This is a genomic window from Gottfriedia sp. NPDC056225 (assembly GCF_042267765.1).
Taxonomy (GTDB): Bacteria; Bacillota; Bacilli; order Bacillales; family Bacillaceae_G; genus Gottfriedia.
The window spans coordinates 1-5,739 of sequence record NZ_JBHJTJ010000102.1 but is presented as its reverse complement, the minus strand read 5'-3'; the positions used below and the strand labels follow the sequence as shown (position 1 = coordinate 5,739).

6 protein-coding genes are annotated in these 5,739 nt (G+C 34.3%); all 6 read right to left on the bottom strand.

The features are described from left to right. Positions 1–258 precede the first annotated feature (258 nt). Complete coding sequence (locus ACFCYN_RS24895) at positions 259–1,272, bottom strand: MFS transporter (protein ID WP_375952733.1); 1,014 nt, start codon at positions 1,270–1,272, stop codon at positions 259–261. 44 nt (positions 1,273–1,316) lie between these two features. Next, positions 1,317–1,496, bottom strand: coding sequence for a hypothetical protein (locus tag ACFCYN_RS24890; RefSeq protein ID WP_375952730.1), 180 nt, complete (start codon positions 1,494–1,496; stop codon positions 1,317–1,319). 148 nt (positions 1,497–1,644) lie between these two features. Beyond that, entirely contained in the window at positions 1,645–2,670 is a 1,026-nt protein-coding gene (locus ACFCYN_RS24885; protein WP_375952727.1) for a Gfo/Idh/MocA family protein, read from the bottom strand. A 134-nt stretch (positions 2,671–2,804) separates the two neighbouring features. Continuing rightward, the gene (locus ACFCYN_RS24880; RefSeq protein ID WP_172445884.1) at positions 2,805–3,680 is read right to left on the bottom strand and encodes a MurR/RpiR family transcriptional regulator; all 876 of its coding nucleotides are present in this window, start codon (positions 3,678–3,680) and stop codon (positions 2,805–2,807) included. A gap of 34 nt (positions 3,681–3,714) precedes the next feature. Then, positions 3,715–4,632, bottom strand: coding sequence for a BadF/BadG/BcrA/BcrD ATPase family protein (locus ACFCYN_RS24875; protein WP_172445885.1), 918 nt, complete (start codon positions 4,630–4,632; stop codon positions 3,715–3,717). A 108-nt stretch (positions 4,633–4,740) separates the two neighbouring features. Then, positions 4,741–5,661: an N-acetylmuramic acid 6-phosphate etherase gene (gene murQ / locus ACFCYN_RS24870; RefSeq protein WP_375952722.1), complete on the bottom strand. Its 921-nt coding sequence runs from the start codon at positions 5,659–5,661 to the stop codon at positions 4,741–4,743. Positions 5,662–5,739: the final 78 nt, after the last annotated feature.

Genomic DNA, 5,739 nt, shown 5'->3' with positions numbered 1-5,739 from the left:
ACTCTAGACAGGGAGTCTCTCTATATAAATGTAACATTAATCAATGAAGATTACACAATTCAATTTATTCAAATATAAAGTTAAAGTCTATTTTTTTAATCACAAACAAATTATTGAACTAACGAATGCATTAGTTGAGCAACATGATCAATTGTATTGCTGTTTTTTTTAGTTAAAAGAAGTTTTTTTCCAAAATGAAATAATTTAACTTCTTAGAAAAAGTTACCATTTATTAAATCCGGAAACTGAAGGATAGTCCTAGGCAGTTACTATTTCAGTGTCGTTCTTATTTTTTGAAAATCCTTTTATATTAATCGATAAAATTGAAATAATACTCAACATCATTGCAAAGATTAAAAACCAAAATGCACCACTGTAACTACCATTAGAAGTACTAATTAAGAAGCCCATTACTGAAGGTGCAACAACTCCTGCCATATTTCCACCAAAGTTCATTATCCCGGAAGCAATCCCTACTGTTTGATACGGGAAAATTTTTACTACCAAAACCCAAATAAGAGTAAGGTTAAAATATAATGGGAATATTGCTAATATTTGATATACGATAGATAATTTTAGTGATCCTGTATGAAACATTAAATAAAAGAATATCGTACTTAATATACCAGCAATAACCATTGCAATCTTTTCACGACCAACTAAGAATTTATCTAAAAACCACCCACTTAAAATTTGAGCAAGTGCAGCTGCCATAAATGGAAACGAAGCATAAATTCCTGTGTCAACAAGGCTTATGTGGCGAACATTCATCAAATATGATGGTAACCAAGATGAGAACCCCCAAGAAACACATGATAATCCAAAATCTAGAATTGCTAATTTCCAAATATCCCAATTACGAAGTGCATCTTTTGTACTTGTTCCATTGATAGAATTCTTTATACCTTTTTGCTGTACCACAGATATTGGGTGAAAGTAAATAAAAAGGACAGCAATTAATGCGCCAACTACACCTATACCGATAAAAAGAGGTCTCCATCCTAGAGTTACCATAATCGTCGCAGCTAAAATAGGTGCTATAGTAGACGCAACTGGATTCGCAGACATTACAATCCCCTGTACTCTTCCTCTTTCTTTATAATGAATATTTTCAGCAATTGACTTAGCGGAAGATGCAGGATAGCCTCCTTGGGCAATCCCAAATATTACTCGTACTACAATTAGTGATGCAAATGACCAGACTACCCCAGTTAAAATAGTAAATATTGACCACATAATTATTGAAAAAACTATTAATCTCTTTGAACCAATCCTGTCAGCTATCCACCCACTAGGTATTTGAATAAACGCATATCCTAAAAAAAACTACTCAAAATCAACCCTACTTGGGACGGATTTAATGAAAAATCTTTTGCTATTCCTGTAATGCCAAGACTTATCACCATTCGATCAAGATAATCGCATAACCATCCCGAAAATAGCAGAGCAATCAGAATATACTTATTATTTTTATTAGAAATATAGTTTTCTTGCATTTTCCCTCTCCTTTTAAGTATTTAAACTCTCAAACTATTATGAATCCGTTTGTATTTTTGCAATCGTGACTACTATTTATGTATTCTTATATCCACTCCCGTAAAAACAAGGAATCATTCTACAGGAGTGAATTAACTTTATGATAGATTAATATTCAACTTTTACAGCTTTTCCTGTATTAGCAGATTCTAAGATCGCAATAAGTACCAAACATGAATTTGCTGCCTCTTCTACACTCACTTGGAATGGCTTATCATCAATTAAACGATCTACAAAGCTTCTAATACTATTACTTGAGAATCCTGCCATTTTATCCTCAATAATTGGCTTAGCAAGGATATCTGGAGTGATTGTTCTTTTCTCATTGGAAATTTGTATAAGGTCATGACTTGAAGTATTGATATTAATCATTCCTTCTGAACCAAGTACATTACATTTAAAATCAATGATTGCTGTATTACCATTAGGCGTAATCCATCCATTCTCCATTTGTACAATTGCGCCATTTTCAAATTCTAATGTAGTCTGATACATATCAATAGTGTCTATACCTAAATTCTTTAACACACCGTCTCTCGCCACGCTGTAAACTTTATCAACTCGTGAGTTAACTAGCCAAGATATTGCATCAAGACTATGGCTACCAAGGAACCATAAGATAGAAGAATTAGCAGACCATGCTAACATATCAGTCGCAACAAATTTATTATCATTCAGTCGAATATAACCTGATCGAACTTCACCTATATCACCATTTTCAATTGCTCTCTTCGCTGTACTAAACGGCGGGCTCCATCGATTATGCAAGTCTACCATCGCTCGAACTTGGTTACGTTCAATTGCCTCTAACATATCAAAAATATCTTTTCGAGTAGTCGCAAATGGCTTTTCAATTAGTACATGTTTCTTAGCATTTGCACTATCAATTGTTACTTGAGCGTGTAGGTGATCAGGTGTTACGATAGCGACAAAATCACAATCACTCTTTTCTAGCATCTCTTTATGATCTGTATAAATCTCTTTTATTCCATATTTATTAGCCATTTCTTCTGCTCTAGATTTGTTTAAGTCACAAACTGCAACAATTTCTACATAAGGAATTTCACTCAAAGTTCTAGCATGAACCTCACCTTGTTTCCCTGCTCCAATGATACTCGCTTTAATTTTTTCCATATTCATTCATCTCTATTTGGACAAGAGATGAATACACCACCTTTCAAAAATTAGATAAATTTATAATTTTAAAAATCAATTTTTTAACTTATGTAAAGAAAGTACTCTTTTTTATCAGTTGTTAATAAGTAACTTTAGTGATTATTTACATCCAAATCTCGTTTAAGACTTCTTACTGCAATGACTTCCTTAGAACGATCTAAATATTTTTCAATATCCGCGTATTCCATACTAGCAACTCCTGAAAAAAGAATATCGAGGATATATAATTGACCTATACGGGAACCCATAGCACTACTTCGTATAGTTGTATCAGGCGAAGAGAGGAATAGATTAATGTCAGACAATTTGCTTAGAGTATTTTCTCCAAACCTGGTTATCGAGATTACTGTAGCTCCTGTCTCTTTAGCTATATTTGCCATTTCAACAGTATCGGTTGTTTCACCTGAATATGATATTGCAATTATTACGTCTCCATTAGAAATATTCGCAGTTGACATTCCTTGTAAATGGTAATCAGGGTAAAAAAAGGTTTTCTTATTAATTCGTAAAAACTTTTGGAATGCATCCATGGCAACCAAACCTGATGCACCTACTCCATAGAAGGTAATAATTTTGGCTTTACATAGTGCCAAAACAGCATTTTCGATTTCATTTATTTCTAAAACCAACTGAGTATCTTCAATTGACTGTTTGTGGTTATTTCCCACATTTCGAATAATTGATTTAATTGTGTCACCTGGTTTAATGTCAGTGTACTTATGTTCATTCTGTATTTGATTGGTAATATTCGATGCCAAATCTATACTAAACTCTCGATATCCCTTATAATTTAAACGTTTACACATTCTAATAATTGCTGCCTTACTAGTTTTACTCTTAAGTGCCAGGTCATCTATTAACATACCTAAAACCGCTTCTGGAGAATTAAGTATATAATTGGCTACTTTCTTTTCAGATTCGGTTAAAGTATTTATAGACTCTTTTATTTTTAATAAAGTTCCTGCCATTGTTAACTTACCTTCCTAAACATTATGATAATAATCAATATTCAGTTTTCTCTTTTGCTATCATTGCCGCACCCCATGCAGCATCTCTTTTCATAGGAATTACCTGCACCTTTGGATATGATTGATCAAGTAGGTGTTTAAACTCATTTCTTATATAATCATTATGAGTTAATACGCCCCCACCTGTTGCCAGTAGGCCATCCTCTTGCCCTAAACGCTCAAGAACAGTAGTAGCAATTAAATACAACTCTTCTGCAGTATTCTTAACGATAGAATAGGCTATTTCATCCCCGGCTGCACATCCTTCATAGGCAACCCTTGACAGACTAGCAATTTCCTTCTTACCTATATTGCTTCTATAAATATATTGAATCAATTCATTATGGTCGCTTAGGCTCAAGCTATTAAGGAGTAGCTTTGTCATAATAGTTTGTGGTGATCTACCATCAAAACTGCGCATTACACTGGAAATCACTTTCTTACCTATATCGTAGCCGCTACCCTCATCACCTATAATATGTCCCCATCCGCCACATCTGTGAGTTCTTCCTTTTGAATTTCTCCCAAAGCCTATAGAGCCTGTACCTGCAATTATTACACTCCCTGTAGAGCAACCTACCCCTCCATAAAAAGCCGTCTCTACATCATCTGTAACTGTTTTTTTCCCATTGAGACCAATTTCATTTAAGATTGTCTCTAGTATTATTCTTTCTTTAAACCTTCCTGCTCCAGCTGCTCCTATACATACTGAGGCGCATTGCGATAAATTCATACCTGTCTTATCTAGTGCCCTCTGTATAAGTGTATATAAAACTTTTTTAACTTCATTTATAGGAGCCGAATGAATATTTGACGGCCCAGCCTCACAAGTAACTAGTAGTTTATCTTGCATGTCTGTCATTACGAGACGAGTTTTGGTCCCCCCACCATCGATTCCAATAATGTACTGCATAGTAGCCTCCATCTATTAATTACAAACTAAGTACATAAAAAAATAATTAAGATACTGCGATATACTAAATGCATCTATTAATTCTTAATCACACAAAGTTCCCATTATCTACCTAGGAGTTACTCTAGACTTAAGAGCGATTGCCTTCTTAATAACTCCATCAGCTTTTAAAAGTAATTCCTCCGCTTCTTCTCTTTCAACAAGAGCTTGTACCATTACAATAGCCACCTTTGGATTGAATCCTGATTTCTCTAAATATTTTTGCGCATCACTTTCTTCCAACCCTGTAGCATGCATAACAATGCGCACAGTGCGATCAATAAGTTTTTTATTGGTAGGCTGTAAATCAACCATTAAATTACCGTATATTTTTCCTAACTTGACCATCGTTGCTGTTGTTAGCATGTTAAGTACTAACTTTTGCGATGTACCTGATTTCATGCGAGTGGAACCCATAATTACCTCTGGTCCTACTTGTGGAGTTATTTCTATATCCACTATTTCATTTATCTGAGATTGAATATTATTACTAATTCCAATTGTTAAGGCCCCGACTATTTTCGCTTCCTTTACAGCAGATATTACATATGGAGTTCTTCCGCTTGCCGTAATGCCTACTACCACATCTTTTTCGTTTATACTATTTTCATAAATAACTTCCTTACCTAAATCTTCACGATCTTCTGCACCTTCTACTGCAGAATGGATAGCCTCACTTCCACCTGCTATTAACCCTTGAATAAGTTCTGGATCTATTCCATATGTGGGTGGGCATTCAGAAGCGTCAAGTATTCCTAATCGTCCACTTGTCCCTGCACCTATATAAAACAGACGTCCTCCTATTTTTATTCGTTCGACAATTCCATAAACAGCTTTACTGATATTTTCTAGTTGGTCTCTAACAGCCAAGGGAACAAAAAAATCTTCTTCGTTAATCATTCTCAGAATCTCTGTTGTGCTTGCTGTGTCAATATTAATTGTTTTGTAGTTTACCTGTTCGGCAGACAACTTTGAAAAGTTTTTATCCACTTTAACACCCCAATTTAACTTTTATTGTTCCGGATACAATACAATGATAAGATTATTATTTTAAAAAATAAATTAAAT

Coding starts and splice junctions, on each gene's coding strand:
- ACFCYN_RS24880 (WP_172445884.1), bottom strand. CDS start 3,680: ATGGCAGGAACTTTATTAAAAATAAAAGAGTCTATAAATACTTTAACC.
- ACFCYN_RS24885 (WP_375952727.1), bottom strand. CDS start 2,670: ATGGAAAAAATTAAAGCGAGTATCATTGGAGCAGGGAAACAAGGTGAG.
- ACFCYN_RS24890 (WP_375952730.1), bottom strand. CDS start 1,496: ATGCAAGAAAACTATATTTCTAATAAAAATAATAAGTATATTCTGATT.
- ACFCYN_RS24875 (WP_172445885.1), bottom strand. CDS start 4,632: ATGCAGTACATTATTGGAATCGATGGTGGGGGGACCAAAACTCGTCTC.